The organism is Arthrobacter sp. EpRS71 (assembly GCF_001512285.1).
Classification (GTDB): domain Bacteria; phylum Actinomycetota; class Actinomycetes; order Actinomycetales; family Micrococcaceae; genus Arthrobacter.
In genome coordinates this window covers 406187-426098 of the sequence record NZ_LNUV01000006.1, presented here as the reverse complement: position 1 = coordinate 426098, position 19912 = coordinate 406187, and the positions used below count along the sequence as shown (strand labels likewise).

Genomic DNA, 19912 nt, shown 5'->3' with positions numbered 1-19912 from the left:
GAAGAAAATGAACCATTCACAACGGATCGTCCGGCACGTACCTGCCGGTGAAGGGATTGATAACTGTGGCTACAGTTACTTTTGATAACGCTACGCGTCTGTACCCGGGCACAGATAAGCCCGCCGTCGATAAACTCAACATCGACATCGCCGATGGCGAATTCCTGGTCCTCGTTGGACCCTCCGGTTGCGGCAAGTCCACCTCCTTGCGCATGCTCGCAGGCCTTGAGGACGTCAACGCCGGCCGTATCCTGATCGGCGATCGCGACGTCACGGACGTTCCCCCGAAGGACCGCGACATCGCCATGGTCTTCCAGAACTACGCCCTGTACCCGCACATGACCGTTGCGGACAACATGGGATTCGCACTGAAGATCGCCGGCGTCTCCAAGGAAGAGCGCGCCGAGCGTGTCCGCGAAGCCGCCAAGCTCCTTGACCTTGAGGCTTACCTTGACCGCAAGCCGAAGGCACTCTCCGGTGGTCAGCGCCAGCGTGTTGCCATGGGCCGTGCAATCGTCCGTAACCCGCAGGTCTTCCTCATGGATGAGCCGCTTTCCAACCTTGACGCCAAGCTCCGCGTCCAGACCCGTACGCAGATCGCATCCCTGACCCGCCGCCTGGGCGTCACCACGGTTTACGTGACGCACGACCAGGTTGAGGCAATGACCATGGGCGATCGCGTTGCTGTCCTGAAGGACGGCCTGCTGCAGCAGGTTGACACCCCGCGCAACCTTTACGACCGCCCGCAGAACGTCTTCGTTGCAGGCTTCATTGGCTCCCCTGCCATGAACCTGCTTGAACTGCCGGTGGTGGACGGCGGCGTCCAGTTCGGCGGAACGGTTTACCCCGTGCCGCGCGACGTCCTCGAAGAGGCTCACGGCCAGACCGTCACGGTTGGTTCGCGTCCGGAAGACCTTGAGACCGTGGGCAACGGCGAAGGCCTCCAGGTTGAGGTTGACGTGGTTGAAGAACTCGGTGCCGACGCTTACGTTTACGGCCACACCATCCTTGACGGCAAGAGCCACGACATCGTGGCCCGCGTCGACGGTCGCCGCCCTCCGATGAAGGGTGAGTCCATCTTCGTTCGTCCGCAGTCCGGCCACGTGCACCTGTTCGACACGAAGACCGGTCTCCGTTTGGGCGACTAACACCCACCGGCTAGTACATCCGCATTTTGATAGCGGCCCGACCCCTCCAGGTCGGGCCGCTCTCGCGTTAACCTTTCTCCTGGAAAGAATGGCATGAACACGACGGACACCCTGATTCCCCGCCCCTCCCACGTTGAACTCCCGGACGGCCCGGGATTCACACTCTCCCCTACCGCCCGGATCGCCGCCGGCGACTCAGCAGCCCACGTCGCGGAACAGCTCGCTTCGCTCCTGCGCCGCGGCACCGGTTTTGATCTGCCCCTCGTGGAAGACAGCCTTCCCGGCGACATCTCCCTCGAGCTGGTGGAAACGTTCGACGGCGGCCCGGAAGCGTACGCGCTCAGCGTCGCCGAGGATGGGGTCAAGATCACGGCGTCCACCACAGCGGGACTGTTCAACGGAGCGCAGACGCTGCGGCAGCTTTTCCCCGCGTCCATCGAGGGTCCCCGTCCCACCGACAGCAACGGCACAGCAAGCACCGGCACAGTGGGCACCTGGGTGATTCCCGCCGTCGACGTTGCGGACGCCCCGCGGTTCGCGTACCGCGGCCTCATGCTGGACGTGGCCCGCAACTTCTTCACCGTGGAGGAGGTTAAGGAGCAGATTGACGTCATGGCGCAGTTCAAGCTCAACGCCCTGCACCTGCACCTCACGGATGACCAATCGTGGCGCATCGAGATCCGCCAACCTGAGGACAACCCGTCCGGCCTGGACTACACCCAACTGACCGCGCTGGGCGCTACCGGCGCCGTGGAAGTGCCCACCGCGGTCCCCGCCCGCGGACGGAATGGCTTTTACACGCAACAGGATTTCAGGGACATCCAAGCCTACGCCGCCAGCAAGAACGTGCTGATGGTGCCCGAGATCGACCTCCCGGGCCACGTCAATGCGGCCCTCGCGGCGATCCCCCAGCTCAATCCAGATGGCCAGGCGAAGCCCATGAGCACCACCCCCGAGGTTGGCTGGTCCACCCTGACTGCTGATCTGCCGGTCACCTACGAGTTCGTCCGCGAAGTCCTTGGCCAGCTTGCGGCCATCACCGTGGGACCGTACCTGCACATCGGCGGCGACGAAGCCCACGTCACCGGACATGACGACTACGTGACCATGGTCCAACAGTTCGTTCGGATCGGCGCAGAAACCGGCAAGACCGTGGTGGGTTGGAACGAATTCGCCGCCGTCGAGCTTCCCGAGGGTGCGGTGATCCAGTACTGGCACGGCGATTTCGAGGCCGTAGCACGGCAGGCGGAACTTCATGAGGCCAAAGTGCTCATGTCCCCCGCAGACAAGACCTACCTGGACCAGAAATATGCGCCCGACAGCCCCATCGGACTCGAATGGGTGGAAGGCGGGCCGTTCGACTGGGCCGACTACTACAACTGGGATCCGGCCCAAGGCGGTCTGAAGGACCACCACATTCTGGGTGTCGAGGGCGCGCTGTGGTCCGAGACAGTCCGGGACAACCAGCAGGCCCAATGGCTCCTCTACCCGAGGGCTGTTTCCTTGGCGGAAGTCGCGTGGTCCGGCCAGGAGGTCCGCAACACCGGAGACTTCCGACGTCGACTGGGCGTCTTGGGTGAGCGGCTCACCAAGCAGGGCGTCGTCTTCCAGGAAGCACCCGACGTCGAGTGGTCAGCAAAGCCGGAGTACCCCTTTGCTGCAGCGATAGCTGCACCTGACTCCAAGTACGGAACAATTGAGGCATGAGCGAGCAAAACGAAGCCCAGTGGCACGACGAACCCACCGACTACGGGCAGATCGGCAAGCTCCCCCGCACTGAAGCCGCGAGTGCGCAGGACACCGCACCGCCGGCCAGTGTCATCGGTTCGCTGAACATCACCGCCGCTGCAGCCGATCCTGAGCTGTTGGACCTGCCGTGGCACATCGCACTGGAGGACTGGCCAGCTGAGAACCTTGCTGCGCTGCCCCGCGGTATCTCCCGGCACATCGTCCGTTTCGCACATCTGGGTGGCTCAGTCATAGCCATCAAGGAAACCTCTGAGCACGTCGCCCGCCACGAATACCACATGCTGCGGAAGCTCGCACGGCTGGATGTTCCCTGCGTGGAGCCTGTGGCCGTCATCACCGGCCGTACCACCGCGGACGGGCGTCCGTTGAATCCGGTGCTGGTCACGCGACACCTGAAGTTCTCCATGCCCTACCGTGCGTTGTTCTCGCAGATGCTCCGCAAGGACACCCTGACCCGCCTCATTGACGCACAGGCCCTATTGCTGGTGCGCCTGCACCTCGTGGGCTTCTACTGGGGCGACGTTTCACTGTCCAACACATTGTTCCGCCGTGATGCGGGCGCTTTCGCCGCCTACCTGGTGGACGCGGAAACGGGCGAGCTCTACCCGGACCTCTCCATGGGCCAGCGCGAATACGACCTCGAAATCGCCCGTGTGAACATCGCCGGTGAACTGATGGACCTGCTGGACGGCGGCCTCATCGAGGAGAAGGTGGATCCCGTAGCCACCAGTGAGCTGATCATGGACAGTTACCGCCGGCTCTGGACCGAGCTGACGGAGAAGGAATCCTTCGAACTCGGTGAAAGGTGGCGCGTGGCTGCCCGGATCCGGCGCCTCAACGAGCTCGGCTTCGACGTCGAAGAGTATGCCATCAAGACCACGGCGGACGGCTCCACCATCCAGCTCCAGCCGAAAGTGGTGGACGCCGGTCACCACCAGCGTAGATTGCTGCGCCTCACCGGCTTGGATGCCCAGGAGAACCAGGCCCGCAGGCTCCTCAACGACATGGACCAGTTCCGCGCGGACAACAACCCGGACCTGGACGAGGAAATCAGCGCCCACATCTGGGTCAGCCAGATCTTCGAACCCATTGTGCGTTCCATTCCGCGGCACCTCGCCGGGAAACTGGAGCCGGCGGAAGTGGTACACGAAGTCCTGGAACACCGCTGGTACATGAGCCAGAAGCAGGACAGGTACGTCCCCTTGGCGGAGACCGTGCAGTCCTACCTGGATACGGTGCTGCAGCACCGCCGCGACGAGGCCGCCATCATGCTCAACCCGGATACGGAGCTGCTCAAGATCCTTGAGGTTGAGGTCGAAGAATCCGGCCGGTACGACGACGAGGACGAGTACCCGGACGCGGACGACTAACGCACGTTGAAACGAACTCGACGTCGGCACTCAGGCGAGTGCCGACGTCGAGCTTTTTAGTGTCGAGCCGTTTATTCAGGGTTCCAGCGTCTCGGCCAGCCCGGCCAGAACAGGTTCGCGGCCCAGCTCGATGTGCGAGTACGCCAAGGAGTAGGCCAGATCCGGTTTGCCCTTCAGGATGGCATTGCACAGCTCGGTGTGTTCATCGCGTTGGAGCTCATTGCTGCGGTTGTGTGCCAGCCCGAAGATCCAGCGCATCCGCCCGAACAGGGGTTTCACGGATTCAATCAACAGCCTGTTCCCGGACAGGCGCACGATTTCGGCGTGGAGCTCGGCGCTGATCAAGGCGACGTCCTCGGTCCGATCGTCGTCGATGGCTGCCTTGGAGGCCTCCATGAGCTCTTCCAGCCGTCCGCCGTCGCTGCCTTCGGCTACACGTGTGGCGGCCATGCGCGCGGCAAACGTCTCCAAGCAGAGGCGAACATCAAAAAGCTCGTTGACATCCGTGAGGGTCAGCTGGCGCACCACCGCACCGCGGCGGGGGAACGTTGCCACGAAACCGTCCTGTTCCAGGCGCTGGATGGCCTCGCGCACAGGAATGCGGGAGACGTTGTAGAGCTCTGAAAGTTCGCGTTCCCGCAACCGCATACCCTGCGCGTACGTGCCCGTGACAATGCCTTCCAACACCAGTTGGTAGACATTCTCCGCACGGGCCTCCTCGTCGCGGCCATTCCCGGTTTCCGGCATCGCCTCAGCCACTGTCAAACTTCCCTTCATGCCAGTGTCCGCTCCCTGCGGCGGACGGCGCCGGTCAGCGTTCCACCCGAGCATACACGGGAGGAAACAGCTCATCCGCCGCACGGTTCCGGCTGTCCCGGACGCTGTAGGCGCGGCGCATCTTGTCAAAGAGTTCCTGTCCCTTGACACGCCAGTAGTCCAGGTCCACTCCATCGATGCGCCCTTCGGCCATGATGGTCCGCCCGGCTACCACTGAAAGCACGGCTTGGCGGGCGGTTCCATTGAGCAAGAGGGTTCGGAGCGGGTCGTCGTGGACTCCGTCCCGGAAGTCCCCCAGGGAGAAGGCCACCATGTCTGCCTGCGCGCCCGGCTGGAGCCGGCCAAGGTCCGGGCGCCTCAAAGCATGCGCACCACCCAGGGTGGCGGCGTCGACATATCCGGCGACGTCGCCGGCGTCGTTGCTCCCGGCGAGGATCTTGGCAAGCTGCACACCGGCGTCCATGCCGCGGATCAGGTCCGGGGGGAAGGAGTCTGTACCCAGCGAAATGTTGACCCCTGCCGCCTTGTAGGCAGTGAAGGAATCCAGCGTGCTTCCGTACCGCATGGACGTCAACGGGCAATGGATGATGCTGGCTCCGCTTGCTGCCAACCGGGCGAGGTCGCCGCGGTCCTCCCCAAACACAGCAGGATTCCTGTCCGTGTAGGTGGCGTGTGGGATGAGCAGGCGCTCGTTCAGCATTCCCACCTGGTCCAGGAGTTCCAAGGGCGTGAGTCCGTGCCAGTCGAGGATGAGCTCGCGCTCCACGAGGCCCTGCAGCGAGTGCAGGCGCACCAGCACGTCCCGCTCGCTGGAAGCCGCCGCTGTCGCCTTGAGCAACTCGATGTCCAAGGTTTCGATCCGGCACGGGAGCAGAACACCGTTGACCAGCGGATCGTTCAGCTCCGTTGCGTGGTCAAGGAAGCGCAAGGCGTCAGCGAGCCCCTCACGTCCCCTGCCGTCGTCGAACATTACGGACCGTTCGCCGTTCGCCAACACGACGTTCACACCGGATCTATAGGCAGGGCCCAAGTAGCCGCGCAGACCCAAGCGTCGGCTGGTATCGGCCATTCCCACCAGTTCCTCAAAAGGCTCGGCCCACTCCGAGTGAACTTCCGAGGCGATGGGCATGTAGGTGGTGATGCCGTGAAGTATCAGCTGGATGAGGGCGTACTCGCGGATCTCCTGGCGTTCTTCGGCTGTGAAGACGTCAGCGCGGCGGTGCTGGAAGTAGTCCTCGGACCACTGATGGCCCTTGGCCTGCTCCGGGCCTGCCCAGCTGTCCAGGATGAGGTGGTCTATGTCCGTCAACGCGTCGAGGTCGATCAGGCCGGGCATCAGCAGGGCCTCGCCTGCGTGGACTTCCTCGTCCACCGGCCCGGTGTACTCGTGCCCTACGTAGTCGATGGTGTGGCCGCTGTAGACCACGCACGCATTTTCGAGCAGAACGTGGCGGCCGTTCTGATGCCCCAGCACGTAGCGGGCGGTGACCTTGGTAGGCACGGCGACTCCTGTTTCTTGTCCGTCAAAGACAGCTCGATTACTCTCTGGTATTCCAAACAGTACATTATTTGTGATTTACATCGCATCAATCCTGCTCTAGTCTATTTTGGTATACAAGAACTCCGGAGCCAGCTCCTGATCATGAAACGAGCAGAACCGTTGACCCAGATACAGTCCGTCGAACCAAGCACCGGCAGCCCGCCGCTCCCTCCGGCAACGTCGCCGGAGGCCACAGCACCTGCCGAAGCACGTTCCCTCCTTGCCACGGCCTGGATGAGGATCCGGCGCAGCAAGATCGCGCTCCTCAGCCTGTGCGTAGTGGTTGCCATCCTGCTGTTCGCCATCCTGGCCCCCGTCCTCAGCGCCATGTCAGGCAACGACCCCTACACCTCCAACACCAGTCCCGAGGTTCTGGATGACTTCCAAACCCCCGGCCTGCCGCTCCCTGGCTACATGTATCCCTCGGCCCAGCACTGGTTGGGCGTCGAGCCAGGGTTGGGACGCGACCTGTTCGCCAGGCTCGCCTACGGCGGACAAGTGTCACTGACCATCGCACTGCTCTCCACGGTGGTTTCAGTGGTCCTCGGAACTGTCCTTGGCGCGGCAGCCGGCTACTTTGGCGGTAAGACGGACGCCATCATCAGCCGCATCATGGACTTGTTCCTGGCCTTCCCGCACCTTCTCCTGGTGCTCTCCCTGACACCCATCCTGCAGTCACGGCTAAGGGACACGCCGCTGGGCGAAGGCAGCTTCCTGCCCATGGCCTCCCTGGTGATCATCCTGGGCTTCTTCGGTTGGGCGTACCTCGCCAGAATCGTCCGGGGCCAGGTGCTGAGCCTCCGCGAGCGCGAGTTCGTCGAAGCAGCCCGTTCCTTCGGCGCCTCACACCTGAGCATTCTCTTCCGGCAGATCATCCCCAACGTCATGGGAGTGGTCCTGGTGTACGCCACCATGCTGATCCCCACCAACATCTCGGCCGAGGCAGCCCTCTCCTTCCTGGGCGTCGGCGTCAAGGACCCCACACCGTCGTGGGGCCAGATGCTCAACGCCGCCCAGTCCGGCAACTGGTACCTGAGCGATCCGTGGTTCCTCGCGGTCCCCGGCATCATGCTCGTCATCACCGTCCTGGCCTTCAACCTTCTGGGCGACGCCGTCCGGGATGCCCTGGACCCCAAGTCCTCCCGCTAGCAAATTTCGCACTAACCCTCATCCCCCGCATCGCCTGTCACCCCTCACAAGGAGCATCATGAAAACCCCTGCAAGAGCTCTGGCACTTTCGGTGTTGATCGCCATGGCCGCTACCGGCTGCGGCGCCGGCCAAAGCCAGCCCAGCAGTTCCAAGCCCGCCGGTTCGGTCACGGAGTTGGCCCCCAACGTGGTCAAGTCCGGCTTCACCGGCAAGGGCGGCAACATCAACGTGTTGATGTCGTCCGATTTCCAGACGCTGGATCCCGGAAACAGCAATTACGTTCAGACCGCGAACGTGGGCCAGCTCTACTACCGCACCCTGACCATGGCCAAGGAAACGGCGGGCCAGCCGCCAACAGTGGTCCCGGACCTCGCAACGGACACCGGCAAGGTCTCCGACGACGGTCTCAGCTGGACTTTCACGCTCAAGGACGGCGTGAAGTTCGAGGACGGAACGCCCATCACTTCGGCCGACATCAAGTACGGCGTGGAGCGAACCTTCGCGCAGGATGTGTTCACCCAGGCGCCGCAGGAGTTGAATGCAGCGCTCGACGCCGGCGGGTACAAGGGGCCGTACAAGGATCCTTCCGCTGTGCTCAAGGCGGTTGAAACACCCGATGAGCGCACTGTGGTCTTCCATCTGAAGAAGCCCTTTGCGGAGTTCCCGGCCCTGGCGTCCCGTTCCAATACGGCGCCGGTCCCGAAGGCCAAGGACACCAAGCTGGACTACACCAACCACCCGGTGTCCTCCGGCCCGTACATGGTGGAGTCCTACAACCGCGGCAAGTCCCTGAAGCTGGTCCGCAACCCGCACTGGGATCCCGCCACGGACCCCAACCGCTCGGCCCTTCCGGACACCTTCAGTTTCTCGCTGTCCACCTCCCAGGCCACTATCAGCCAGCAGTTGCTCGCCGACTCGGACCCCAACGCCATCACGCTCGATTCCAACGGCGCACTCCAGACCTCGGACTCGGCCAAGCTGGCGGACGCCCAGGTGAAGGATCGGGTGGCTTCGGGTCTGCTGGGATGCAACGACGTCCTGAGCCTGAACACCCAGAAGATCACGGACCCGGATGTCCGCAAGGCCATCGCCTTGGCCCTGGACCGCCAGTCCATCCTGGTCCAGTACGGTGGACGACGCTTCGGCGAAATCACCCAGAGCCCGCTCAATGCCAAAATGCGCGGCTATGTGGAAACCGAGCTGGAACTGGATCCCACCGGTAAACCGAAGCTGGAGGAAGCCAAAAAGCTCCTTGAAGGCAAGGACTTCCCCAAGACCCTCACCTATGGGTACGCCAACAACCGCGACGCCTTCAAGAACACCGGCACCGTAGTCCAGCAGAACCTGAAGGCCCTGGGCATCGAGGTTGAGCTGGTTCCGATCCCGGCACCCAACTACTACTCCGTACTGGCCAGTGAGCAGCTGCCGGACATGGGCCGTTCCGGCTGGTGCGGCGGTGCCGACCCGGCGTCGATCCGCACCTCCGCGGATCCCCTGCTGGGACCGAACAACGAGGGCACCAGCTACGGCTTCTCCAACACGTCCCGCTACTTCGATCCCGTGGTTTCCAAGGCCATGTTCGATCTCCGCAATACGGACGGCACCTCCGAGGAACTGGGCAAGAAGTGGTCCGAGGCGTTCGGCTCTGCCTTGAAGACCTACCCGATCGTCCCGCTCATCCGCAGCCACACCAACAGCGTGGTGGGTTCCAATGTCCGCAACGCCCAGGTGGGCTACTTCTTCGGCGGCATCGATCTTTCGATCGTCGGCGTCGAGCAATAACCGGGCTTCGAAAACTATTCGGGCATAGTCCAGAAGGAGAAGCGGGCCGCCTGCATCAGCGGGCGGCCCGCAACCACCAATCATGATGACTTTCATTCTTCGCCGGACCGGTTCGTTGGTCCTGCTTCTCGCCGCGGTCAGCTTTATCACCTTCACGCTGTTCCAACTCGGCCCCTCTGATCCTGCAGCCGCTGCTTGCGGTCAGGAGTGCACACCCGAGCGCGTGGCCGAGGCCCGTGTTGCTTTGGGCATGGACCAGCCCTTCTTCGTCCAGTACGCCGATTACATCCGCGGGCTCTTTTCGTCGCGAATGATCGGCGCCCCGGGTGCACAGACTCTTTGCGAATGGCCGTGCCTCGGAAAGTCCTTCCAAACCAATGAGAACGTAGCCGACATCATCGGCCGCTCACTCCCCTACACCTTCTCCATGGCCATCGGCGCGCTGGTGCTGTGGACCATCACCGGCGTCGGGCTTGGTCTTCTGGCCGCCCTCCGCAAGGGCTCGCCCGTGGATAAGTTCATTGTGGGTGCCGCCTCCGTTGGCGTTTCACTGCCCATCCCCGTCACGGGCCTGTTCCTGCTGCTCCTGTTCGTCAACCAACTGCACTTGCTGCCCTTCACCACCAACGAGATCAGCAGCCCCTTCGGCCCGCAAGGACCCGGGGCATGGGTGGCCAACTACCTGCTGCCTTGGATTGCGCTGGCTGTGCTCTTCAGTGCTTCCTACATCCGCGTTACCCGGACCAACATGATCGAGACGTTCGGCGAGGACTTCATCAGGACAGCCCGCGCGAAGGGTCTGGCCCCGCGGACAGTCACCTTCAAGCACGGCGTACGGGCCGGCATCACACCGGTGGTGACCATGCTCGGCATGGACATTGGCCTGTTGCTTGGCGGTGCGGTTCTCACCGAGCAGATCTTCTCCGTACCCGGCCTGGGCTTCACGGCAGTCCATGCCGCCATATCCGGTGATCTGCCCGTCACCATGGCCATCACCATGCTGGCCGCGTTCTTCGTGATCGTGGCGAACGTTGTGGTGGACCTCGCCTACGCCGCCATCGATCCCCGAGTGAGGCTCCAATGACCCAGTTGAATATCACCGCCAAGACGGCGAGCGCCCCGGCCGGCGGTACGGCAGGTGGCCCAGCAACAGCACCGTTCCTTGAGGTCCGGGACCTCACCGTGAAGTTCCCTACGGATGACGGCGTTGTCTCCGCAGTGAACGGCATGGATTTCTCCCTGGAACGGGGGCAGACCCTTGGCATTGTGGGCGAGTCCGGTTCGGGAAAATCCGTGACCAGCCAGGCGCTGATGGGCCTGCTCAAAGGCACGTCCGCCCAGGTCACAGGCCAGGCGATGTTCCAGGGCAAGGACCTGGTCACCCTGCCCGAGTCCGCCATGCGCCCGCTCCGGGGCCGCAACATCGGCATGATCTTCCAGGATCCCCTTTCTGCACTGCACCCCTTCTATACGGTGGGTCACCAGATTGCCGAGGCATACCTGGTCCACAACAAGGCGAGCAAAAAGCAAGCCCGGGCTGCCGCCGTCGACATGCTGGGAAGGGTGGGCATCCCCAGCCCCGAGCAGCGCTACGACGAGTACCCGCACCACTTCTCCGGCGGCATGCGGCAGCGTGCCATGATCGCGATGGCACTGATCTGCGAGCCTGAACTGCTGATTGCCGATGAACCCACAACAGCACTGGATGTGACGGTCCAGGCCCAGATCCTGGACCTGATGTCCGAGCTTCAGGAAGAAACCAACTCGGCGTTGATCCTGATCACGCACGACCTCGGCGTGGTTGCCGAGGTCTGCGACAACGTGCTGGTCATGTACGGCGGCCAGTGCGTTGAGTCCGGGCCGGTGGACCAAATCTTCTACGATACCCGGCACCCTTACACCCTGGGACTGCTCAATTCGATGCCTACGCTCAACAGCGCGTCGACCCGGCTGAACCCCATACCCGGCCAGCCACCGTCGCTCCTTGACCTGCCCAAAGGCTGCATCTTCAGCGCACGGTGCCAGTACACCGAACTCGCCGGAGACGGCATCTGCGCCAGCCAGCGGCCGGAACTGCGGGTAGAGGACGGGCACGGCAAACGCTGCCACTTGAGCGGCCCGCAGATCATCACCATCCGGAATTCGCGTTAGGACCCGCCATGGAACATCAGCCAATTCTCCAGGTGGAGAACCTGCAAAAGCACTTCCCGCTGAAGGGCGGCATGCTTCCGGGTGCCCCTAAGCGCTCGGTCAAAGCGGTCGACGGCGTGTCGTTCAGTCTCGCACGGGGCCAGACTTTGGGGCTCGTGGGTGAGTCCGGGTGCGGCAAGTCCACCACCGGCCGGATGGTGGCCCGCCTCATGGACCCGACGGGCGGAAGGATTCTGGTGGACGGCGAGGACATCAGCGGGCTCCGCGGCAAGGATCTGTACAACTTCCGCCGTAAAGTCCAGATGATTTTCCAGGATCCCTTCGCTTCGCTGAATCCGCGTCAGACGGTGGGTACGGCCATCGCCGCTCCCATGGTGGCGCAGAAGATCAATCCGCCGGGTGGGCTCAAGAATCGGGTCAAGGAACTCCTGGACCAGGTGGGGCTCAAGCCGGAACACTACAACCGGTTCCCGCACGAGTTCTCCGGGGGTCAGCGTCAGCGCGTGGGTATAGCCCGGGCGATTTCCCTGAACCCGTCGGTGATTGTGTGCGACGAACCAGTGTCCGCCCTGGATGTCTCCGTGCAGGCGCAGGTAGTGAACCTGTTGCAGCAGATCCAGCGCGACACCGGCGTTTCCTACATCTTCATTGCCCACGACCTCTCGGTGGTCCGGCACATTTCCCATGAAGTGGCAGTGATGTACCTGGGCAAGATCGTTGAGCAGGGGCCTCGGGATGCTTTGTTCAGCGACCCCTTGCACCCTTACACCAAGGCATTGCTTTCGGCAGTGCCCCTTCCAGATCCCCGGGCCGCCCGTGAACAGGTGAAAATCCGGCTGCGCGGAGACCTTCCCTCACCGGCCAATCCGCCCAGCGGCTGCGTCTTCCGGACCCGGTGCCCGCTGATCGGCACGCTCCCGGAGGAACAGCGTCAACGTTGTATCAACCAGATCCCCGCGCCCGCCCGGCCCGCTGAGCCTGCCTGCCACCACACGGGTATGGCCGCAACGGTCCTGGCCGGTGTGGAATAGATTCACAACCAAAGGAGTACACATTGAATACCCTGATCCGTGCCGTCCGCCCTTGGGGGCAAGCGCTCAGCGACGTCACCCTCGTCGCTGGAGAAGCAGGCGGCAAGATCACCGCCGTCGAACCGCACAACCCTGCGCGCGTCGTCCCGGATGGCGTCACTGTTGTCGAAGGACGTGGGCGCCTTCTGCTCCCCTCCTTCTCGGATGTCCACGTGCACTTGGACTCCACCCGGATCGGCCTCCCGTTCCGGGAACACACCGGCGGTCCCGGCGTGTGGACCATGATGATGAACGACCGTCAAAACTGGCGGAACGCCGAAGTTCCCCTGCAGGAACGCGTGAACGACACCCTGGGCCGCATGATCGCCCGGGGCACCACCCGCGTTCGCTCCTACGCCCAGGTGGATGTGGACTGCAAGCTGGAACGTTTCGACGCCGTTGCTGCCGCCAAGGAGAAGTTCGCCGGCCAAGCTTCCGTGGACATCATCGCGTTCCCCCAAGCGGGTCTGTTGCTGGAGGAAGGGACAGTGGAACTCATGGAGGAGGCGTTGAAAGCCGGTGCCAACGTGATGGGCGGGATCGATCCTTGCACCTTGGACCGCGACCCGGCCAAGCACCTGGACATCGTGTTCGGGCTGGCTGAGAAATATCAGGTTCCCATCGACATCCACCTGCACGAGCCCGGTGAGCTGGGCGTCTTCAGCACCGATTTGGTGCTGGAACGCACCCGCGCGCTGGGCATGCAGGGCAAAGTCACCATGTCCCATGCGTACCAGCTGGGCAGCGTCAACGAGGCCACCACCCGCAGGCTCATCGATTCCTTCGCGGAGCTCGATGTCTCCCTGGCGTCGGTGGCTCCTTCCGCTGCAGGCCAGCTGCCCATCCCGCTGCTCACCGAAGCCGGTGTTCGTTTGGGCCTGGGCGAGGACGGCCAGCGCGACTACTGGTCCCCCTACGGCAACACGGACATGCTGGACCGCACCTGGCAGCTCGCCTTTACCCACGGCTTCCGCAAAGACGAGCTCATTGAGCACAGCCTGGCCATCGCCACGATCGGTGGCGCGAGCATTCTTGACCCCGGCGCAACCAGGCTCAAGGACACCGCCCACCGTCCCGGCGTCGAGGTCGGTGACCCCGCTGAGCTGCTCCTGGTGGACGGCGAAACGGTAGCCTCCACGGTGATGGACCGTGGCAAGGACCGCACTGTGATCCACGCCGGCAGGGTGGTGGCCGAGCAGCTGGAACTCGTCTAGCGTCAGCAGGAAACCCGCCCTTGTTCGAACTCCGCGCCGTACAGCGTGAGGACGTCGAACCAGGGCGGGTTTTCGCGTTAAGTGCTACTCGCCTCGTGCCGTGGGCGCATCATCCAACGGCGACCACCAGGTCACAGCTGGCGTGACCGTGAAGCGGCGCCCGGTCACTTGGCTCGGAGTGATGCGGACGAACTGGTCCTTCTGCCCCGCCTCCCAGGGGAACAGCAGGAGGCCAACTGTATCCAGCACGTCCTGGGTCAGCTTCACAGCGGACGCCTGGCCCTTCACCACCACGCTCCACGCCACCCCGGTATCGGCATTGACGCCGTCCGCTTCGATGGCCACCGAAGCATCGCCCAGAGCTGCATGAAGCTTGGTGCCTTCACCGGTCCGGAACACCATGGTTCCGTGGTCCACTTTGTAATTCACGGGGAAGATGTCCGGGTGATCGTCCACCACCACGGCGAGCCTGCCCACCGAGACCCCACGCAGGAGCTCCCAACACTCGTTGGTGTCCAGGATTTCAGTAGCTGGCGTTTCCGGTTGATTGGTACCTGTTGCTGCTGAGTTGGTCATATGGCCGAGGATACGCCGCCGGGTTGCTGCCCGAACAGGCCCTCCCCCGTTTTCCGGGCAAGCCGGAAGCGGTGGCGCTCACCTCCCCTGGGCTCGAATGACCGGATTATCGAACGGACGTGGCCTTGGAACCGTTCGTGGTTGCTTGCTCAGGCGGGGCCGTCACCTCTGTGGCTTCTGGTGCCTCTTTTGCCTCCACTGCCTCCACTGCCTCCACTGCCTCCACGCTGACGAGGGGTCCACGGATGGCAAAGAAGCCTGCACCTGCCAGCACTACGGCTTCTGCGGCGAGCATCCAGAACGTCACTTCCCAGCCACCGGTCATGGCGTGCAGCAAACCGGCGCCCAGCGGGCCCAGGGACGCCAACGCGAAACCGAATCCTTGGCTCATGGCCGAGAGCCGCCCTGCGGACTGGGGCCCGACTGATCGGATCACCACCAGCGCCATCGCCAGCCCGAATCCGGCACTCTGGACCACGCCCAAAATCCCGACCATGAGGAACTGCAGCTCAACCGGCGCCATCAGAACCCCCAGCAGCGCAGCTGCCACGGACAAGCCAAGTCCGGGCGCCATGATCTTTAAGATGCCTGGCCGGCCAGCCAGCACAGGTGCCAGCAAGCTGGCTGGCAAGCCCGCCAAGCTAAACCAAGCAAGCAAGGCCGCAGCATCAGCGGGCGCGAGTCCACGGGATACCAAGTAGACAGCCAGCCAGGACGTGATCGCGAAATAGAGCATGGCTTGGAGCCCAAAGAACGCCGTCACTGCCCACGCGGTGCGTTGCCTCCGGAGCGGAGTGACCGCATCAGGGGCCCCGGTGATGGTGGGAGTAGCGCTGGCGGCCGGGCTGGTAGCCGCACTGGACGCCGTGGCGGGTTCCGCCGTCGGGCGTTCGCCGGATCGGTGGATCAGGAACGCTCCCAGCAACGCCGGTACGGCCCAGACGGCCAAGGCTGAGGGAAGGTTGCCGCCGAATGCTTGCTCGAGTGGTTGGACCAACCCGGCCCCAAGCGCGGCTCCGAGCCCGAATCCCATGGTGCACAACCCTGTCCACCAGCCTGTGCCGCGGTTTGCCTTGACGATCTGAGGCACCAGGACGCTCGCGGTCATGATCGCCATGCCCGCCAAGAACGTGCCTGGAAGCAAAAGTGCCGGAACTGTCGCCCGAACAATCAGGGCAGCAGCGAGAACCAACAGCGCCACGGCCACGGCGCGGCCGGTCCCAAGACGCCGGGCCAGCCAGGGCCCAATCGGCCCCGAAACACCAAAAGCCAGCACCGGTAAGGTTCCCAGCAACGGAAGCAGCGACGGATCCAACCCGAAGACGCCCGGCACCTGGTTCATCACCCCGGCAACGGTTGTTATGGCAGGCCGAAGATTGATGGAAACCGTGACGAGCGCCAGCAACACGAACCCCGCCATCAGCCTCGGACTCGGTCCCACTCCAGCCTGCCGCTTCTCGCGCACGTCATTCCCCTCATAGCAACTTTGGTATACCAAGCAAGCCTAGGGTGAGAATGACGGAATGTAAATGCCGATAAACAAGCAGCCCAAATGCGACAAGCTTTCGGCGTGCAAGTTTTTGGAATACCAAGAAGTGCTGAGGTGATTTGCACGAGGAGCGCAGGTGATAGAGCGTCACACCCAAGCCCGAGGGACGTGATAGAGCGTGGCGCCCAAACCCGAGGGACGTGATAGAGCGTCACAGCTGCACACCGGCCCGCGGGGTCGGAACGCGGCAGCGCGCGTCTAAGGTGGCCCCACGGCGGCAGGGGTCCCCGACCGAGCTTGCGAGGTTGGGGTGCCGCTGGGGCGGGACGACCGAGCGCGCCGAGCGTTGCGGCCTTCGGGCCGCCCACCCACGAAGAGCCAGCCTTAGATGGCCTTCCCCGGGTTCAGAATCCCCTGGGGATCGAACAGGTCCTTGATCCGCCGCTGCAGCTCACGCACCGGCCCGGGCTGCTCGAGGCCGAGCCAGCGCAGCTTGTATTGCCCCACGCCGTGCTCACCGGTGATGGTTCCGCCCATTTCCAGTCCTACCCGGATGGATTCGTCCAGGGCAGCGTTGAGTCGCTGCAGGGCGTCGGCGTCGGTGGTGGGGTCCACACGGTCCATCCAGAAGGTGGGGTGCAGGTTTCCGTCGCCGGCGTGGGCCACCACTTTGAGCCGCACCTGGAAGCGGGCGGCCATTGCTTCGAGTTCCGCCACGAAGTCCACCAGCCGCGAGCGCGGGACGGCAATGTCTTCACCCACCCTGAATTCGTCGTCCACCTCTACACCGCGGCTGTTCCGGCGGAGTTCCACCAGCATTTCGGCTTCTGCGCTGGCTTCGGTGGTCACTGTGGCGCCGCCCTCGGCAAGTACCTCCCGGACGACGTCGGCTTCTGCGGCGGCACCGAACCCATCTGTCTGGATGAGCAAGAGTGACTTGCCGCGCTTTTGCAGGTCACCGCCGTGCAGTTCGTCCAGCTGCACCAGTGTGCCGTTGTCCAGCAGTTCCATGATGGCAGGCTGTACACGTGCCCTGCCGACGGCCAGGACGCCTGCGGCTGCACTGCGGAAGTCCTGATAGAAGGCGGCAATGGTGTGGATATCGCGCGGCAGGTACTTCAGGCGAACCGTCACTCCCACCACGATCCCCAGCGTTCCTTCCGAGCCCACCAGCAGTGCTGTGAGGTCATAGCCTGCCACGCCTTTGAAGGTCTGGTGGCCGGTGTGCATGAGCGTTCCGTCGGCCATGACGACGTCCAGCGCCAGCACGGAATCGCGTGTCACACCGTATTTGGCGCAGCGCAGTCCGCCGGCGTTGGTGGCCACGTTGCCGCCGATGGTGGACATTTTGTAGCTGGCCGGGTCCGGTGCGTACATGAGGCCGTGTTCGGCGGCAGTTGCGTTGAGGTCGGCGTTGATGACGCCGGGCTCGACGACGGCGGTCTCGTCGTCGGGGTTGAGGTCAAGGATGCGGTTCATCCGTTCCAAGCTCAGGACGATGCAGCCTTGGGTGGCGTGCGCACCTCCGGAGACACCCGTGCCGGCACCCCGGGTGACGATCGGCACCTGATGGGCCGCGCAGCTGCGAACGATGTGCTGGACATCCTCAACGGACCCGGCCCAGACCACGGCGAGCGGCAGGTGCCTGTCCAGAATGGGGCCTTGGTCGGCCGAGTAGATGGTAAGGCTCTCTTCATCGTCCGCAATTTTTCCGGCGCCAAGTCCGGCTTCAAGTTCTTGCAGGAAGGTCCTCTGCGCGGCTGAGGGCTGGGCGTCTTTGCCGCGGCCTGCAGTGCGTTCCTTAATGTTTTCCTCTGATGTTCCGGCAAGGGCCGTTTCGTCCGACAAGGCTTTCCCTCCACATGAGCTCCGCGGACACGCCAAACCGGCAGTCTTCGCAGTCTTTTCAGTGCCAGTCTAGCCAGCGCCGCACTTCTTAGGTGGCACCGGATGTCCTCCAGTACGGGTGCACCATGGTCCCGAAATCGGGCATATGCCGGTGGGACGACGGAAGGGCCGCAAGCGTTTCCATGGCCTGTGGCATTGTTTGCCAATCTCAGAAACGCACCCCTCGCAAGTGCTGTAATCACAGTACCCTTAGGACTGGAAGCGTTTACACTTCGGGGCAATCTCTTCTACCATGTGTTTCATGTCCGTTGATTCCATGCTCTCGGTTGCGACCCACGAGCCCGCAGCAGCTTTCACGCATCTGACCCCGGTCCATGATGCCTCCACGGCGCACGGTTGGTGGCGATCGGCCGTGATTTACCAGATCTACCCGCGATCCTTCCGCGACCTCAACGGTGACGGCGTAGGAGACTTGGCGGGCATCACGGCCGAACTCGCGCATTTGGCAGGGCTGGGCGTGGACGCTGTGTGGCTGTCACCCTTCTACCGCTCTCCCCAGCGGGACGCCGGCTACGACGTCAGCGACTACTGCGACGTCGATCCGCTCTTCGGCACCTTGACCGACTTTGACTCCCTCATTGCGGAGGCCAACAGGCTCAACCTGCGCGTCATCGCGGACCTCGTCCCCAACCACTGCTCGGATCAGCACGTCGCCTTCCAAGCAGCCCTCGCTGCCGGGCCGGGCAGCCAGGAGCGGGACATGTTCATCTTCAGGGACGGTCAAGGAGACAACGGCAACGAGCCGCCCAACAACTGGCAATCGCACTTCGGTGGCCCGGCATGGACACGCATCACGGAGCCGAACGGCCAGCCCGGCCAGTGGTACCTGCACCTCTTCGACTCCTCCCAGCCGGACTTCAACTGGGACAACCCAGCCGTCCACGCCGAGTTTGAGCGCGTCCTCCGTTTCTGGCTGGAACGCGGTATCTCCGGATTCAGGGTGGACGTCGCCCACGCGCTGGTCAAGGCCACAGGCCTCCCCGACTGGGGTGGCCGCGCAGACGGCAACAGCTCCGACGGTTTCCCGGGCCACGACGCACCCATGTTTGGCCAGCCCGCCCTGCACGATATTTACCGCCGCTGGCGTTCCATCCTTGAAGAGTACGGACCGGACCGCATCATGTGCGCCGAAGCCAATGTGGACCCACTCCCCCGCCTTGCACAGTGGGTCCGTCCGGACGAGATGCACCAGGCCTTCAACTTCCCCTACCTGCACGCCGGCTTGGACGTGAACCGTCTCCGCCACATCATCACTGACTCGTTGGTGTCCCTGGATGCCGTAGGCGCCCCGAGCACTTGGGTGTTGTCCAACCACGATGTTGTCCGGCACGTTTCCCGCTTCGGCTACGACGGACCCGGCCCCCGTGACGGGGACGGAATCGGTCCTGACGATGAGAAACCCAACGAAGAACTCGGACGACGCCGCGCCGCCGCGGCCACCTTGTTCATGCTGGGCCTCCCCGGCGCCGCCTACCTCTACCAAGGCGAAGAACTGGGCCTTCCCGACTCCTCCAGCATCCCCGGCACCCTCCGACAGGACCCCACGTTCGCCCGAACCGGTGGTGCCCGCATCGGCCGCGATGGCTGCCGTGTACCCCTTCCCTGGCGCTCCGCAGAGCCCCACGCCGGCTTCGGTAGCGGCCTGGATCCCTGGCTGCCGCAACCCGAGTCCTGGCCCGCACTGGCGAGGGACAAACAAGAGTCGGACCCGGCGTCGCACCTTAACCTTTACCGCCGCATGCTCGCACGGCGAGCCGAGCTGCGCCTCGGCCAAGGCTCCTTGGCTTGGGTGGAGGACCACTGCAGCGATACCTCGCTGGCCTACCTCAACGGCAACATCGTGGTGATCATGAATGTCGGGGCCGAGGCCATGCCACTCCCGTCAGGTGCAGTCATCCTGCGAAGCTCAGGGGCGGAAGGCGCAGATCCACTAGGCTCGGGAGAGACGATCTGGCTCTCAGCCAGCTAATTTTCCACCGAGGAGCAGC

The 19912-nt window shown here is 63.7% G+C and carries 15 protein-coding genes; 10 read left to right on the top strand and 5 right to left on the bottom strand.

What is annotated here, in order from left to right; all coding sequences use genetic code 11:
• Positions 1-65: 65 nt before the first annotated feature.
• From AR689_RS12160 to AR689_RS12150, 3 genes are all read left to right on the top strand, one after another.
• Positions 66-1148 (top strand): ABC transporter ATP-binding protein, encoded by a 1083-nt coding sequence (locus AR689_RS12160; RefSeq protein ID WP_062070492.1) that lies wholly within the window; start codon positions 66-68, stop codon positions 1146-1148.
• A gap of 93 nt (positions 1149-1241) precedes the next feature.
• Positions 1242-2855 (top strand): beta-N-acetylhexosaminidase, encoded by a 1614-nt coding sequence (locus AR689_RS12155; protein WP_062070490.1) that lies wholly within the window; start codon positions 1242-1244, stop codon positions 2853-2855.
• Positions 2852-4267, top strand: coding sequence for a DUF4032 domain-containing protein (locus AR689_RS12150; protein WP_011773665.1), 1416 nt, complete (start codon positions 2852-2854; stop codon positions 4265-4267). Before AR689_RS12155 ends, AR689_RS12150 begins: the two co-directional genes overlap by 4 nt.
• A gap of 75 nt (positions 4268-4342) precedes the next feature.
• Here the strand turns inward: AR689_RS12150 and AR689_RS12145 are convergent, their stop codons facing one another.
• Positions 4343-5044: a GntR family transcriptional regulator gene (locus tag AR689_RS12145; RefSeq protein ID WP_231745506.1), complete on the bottom strand. Its 702-nt coding sequence runs from the start codon at positions 5042-5044 to the stop codon at positions 4343-4345.
• Between the two features lie 34 nt (positions 5045-5078).
• Positions 5079-6545, bottom strand: a complete 1467-nt coding sequence (locus AR689_RS12140; protein WP_062070486.1) for a chlorohydrolase family protein — start codon at positions 6543-6545, stop codon at positions 5079-5081.
• A gap of 159 nt (positions 6546-6704) precedes the next feature.
• Here AR689_RS12140 and AR689_RS12135 point away from each other — a divergent pair, with 159 nt between their 5' ends.
• From AR689_RS12135 to AR689_RS12110, 6 genes are all read left to right on the top strand, one after another.
• On the top strand, positions 6705-7733 hold the full coding sequence (locus tag AR689_RS12135) for an ABC transporter permease (protein WP_231745505.1): 1029 nt from the start codon (positions 6705-6707) through the stop codon (positions 7731-7733).
• Between the two features lie 58 nt (positions 7734-7791).
• A complete protein-coding gene (locus tag AR689_RS12130; protein ID WP_062070484.1) occupies positions 7792-9516 on the top strand; it encodes an ABC transporter substrate-binding protein in 1725 nt (574 codons plus the stop codon).
• A gap of 82 nt (positions 9517-9598) precedes the next feature.
• A complete protein-coding gene (locus AR689_RS12125; RefSeq protein WP_062070482.1) occupies positions 9599-10600 on the top strand; it encodes an ABC transporter permease in 1002 nt (333 codons plus the stop codon).
• The gene (locus AR689_RS12120; RefSeq protein ID WP_062070480.1) at positions 10597-11667 is read left to right on the top strand and encodes an ABC transporter ATP-binding protein; all 1071 of its coding nucleotides are present in this window, start codon (positions 10597-10599) and stop codon (positions 11665-11667) included. Before AR689_RS12125 ends, AR689_RS12120 begins: the two co-directional genes overlap by 4 nt.
• Positions 11668-11675: 8 nt before the next feature.
• Positions 11676-12698: an ABC transporter ATP-binding protein gene (locus AR689_RS12115; RefSeq protein ID WP_062070478.1), complete on the top strand. Its 1023-nt coding sequence runs from the start codon at positions 11676-11678 to the stop codon at positions 12696-12698.
• 23 nt (positions 12699-12721) lie between these two features.
• Positions 12722-13951: an amidohydrolase family protein gene (locus AR689_RS12110; protein WP_062070476.1), complete on the top strand. Its 1230-nt coding sequence runs from the start codon at positions 12722-12724 to the stop codon at positions 13949-13951.
• An 84-nt stretch (positions 13952-14035) separates the two neighbouring features.
• On the opposite strand, the gene AR689_RS12105 is transcribed toward AR689_RS12110, so the two are convergent.
• From AR689_RS12105 to AR689_RS12095, 3 genes are all read right to left on the bottom strand, one after another.
• Complete coding sequence (locus AR689_RS12105; RefSeq protein ID WP_062070474.1) at positions 14036-14527, bottom strand: pyridoxamine 5'-phosphate oxidase family protein; 492 nt, start codon at positions 14525-14527, stop codon at positions 14036-14038.
• A gap of 106 nt (positions 14528-14633) precedes the next feature.
• Entirely contained in the window at positions 14634-15992 is a 1359-nt protein-coding gene (locus tag AR689_RS12100) for an MFS transporter (protein WP_231745504.1), read from the bottom strand.
• Positions 15993-16400: 408 nt separating this feature from the next.
• Positions 16401-17864 (bottom strand): FAD-binding oxidoreductase, encoded by a 1464-nt coding sequence (locus AR689_RS12095; protein ID WP_082697936.1) that lies wholly within the window; start codon positions 17862-17864, stop codon positions 16401-16403.
• Between the two features lie 301 nt (positions 17865-18165).
• Between AR689_RS12095 and AR689_RS12090 the strand changes: the two genes are divergently transcribed.
• Entirely contained in the window at positions 18166-19893 is a 1728-nt protein-coding gene (locus tag AR689_RS12090) for a glycoside hydrolase family 13 protein (RefSeq protein ID WP_062073764.1), read from the top strand.
• Positions 19894-19912 lie beyond the last annotated feature (19 nt).

What these genes read in the sequence shown, in the direction of transcription:
- AR689_RS12155 (WP_062070490.1), top strand. Translation starts at nt 1,242, where the DNA reads ATGAACACGACGGACACCCTGATTCCCCGCCCCTCCCACGTTGAACTC.
- AR689_RS12150 (WP_011773665.1), top strand. Translation starts at nt 2,852, where the DNA reads ATGAGCGAGCAAAACGAAGCCCAGTGGCACGACGAACCCACCGACTAC.
- AR689_RS12145 (WP_231745506.1), bottom strand. Translation starts at nt 5,044, where the DNA reads ATGAAGGGAAGTTTGACAGTGGCTGAGGCGATGCCGGAAACCGGGAAT.
- AR689_RS12130 (WP_062070484.1), top strand. Translation starts at nt 7,792, where the DNA reads ATGAAAACCCCTGCAAGAGCTCTGGCACTTTCGGTGTTGATCGCCATG.
- AR689_RS12125 (WP_062070482.1), top strand. Translation starts at nt 9,599, where the DNA reads ATGATGACTTTCATTCTTCGCCGGACCGGTTCGTTGGTCCTGCTTCTC.
- AR689_RS12120 (WP_062070480.1), top strand. Translation starts at nt 10,597, where the DNA reads ATGACCCAGTTGAATATCACCGCCAAGACGGCGAGCGCCCCGGCCGGC.
- AR689_RS12115 (WP_062070478.1), top strand. Translation starts at nt 11,676, where the DNA reads ATGGAACATCAGCCAATTCTCCAGGTGGAGAACCTGCAAAAGCACTTC.
- AR689_RS12105 (WP_062070474.1), bottom strand. Translation starts at nt 14,527, where the DNA reads ATGACCAACTCAGCAGCAACAGGTACCAATCAACCGGAAACGCCAGCT.
- AR689_RS12090 (WP_062073764.1), top strand. Translation starts at nt 18,166, where the DNA reads ATGTCCGTTGATTCCATGCTCTCGGTTGCGACCCACGAGCCCGCAGCA.